Genomic DNA, 318 nt, shown 5'->3' with positions numbered 1-318 from the left:
GGCTGGAGGCATCGGCCGCCAGCTGGCCCGGCAGGTTGTACAGGCCCACCACGCTCACGCCGTTATCGGTGCGATGCACCTCGCCCGGTACGGTCAGCTCACAGTTGCCACCGGCTTCGGCGGCAATGTCGATAATCACGCTGCCCGGCTTCATGGCGGCCACGATCTCGCGGGTGATCAGCGTCGGTGCTTTCTTGCCCGGAATCAGCGCCGTGGTGATGATGATGTCGGCCTGGCGCGCGTGCTTGGCCACCAGCTCGGCCTGACGACGCTTGTAGTCGTCCGACATTTCCTTGGCGTACACACCGTCGTTGGCTT

Annotated in this window: 1 pseudogene; it reads right to left on the bottom strand. The window is 64.8% G+C overall.

Annotated features, from left to right (window positions below):
- A pseudogene (locus ACZ9XP_RS17890) lies at positions 1–318 on the bottom strand (NAD(P)(+) transhydrogenase (Re/Si-specific) subunit alpha); the annotation flags it as partial.

The organism is Vogesella perlucida, from assembly GCF_979366545.1.
This window is presented reverse-complemented; position numbering and strand designations above follow the sequence as displayed.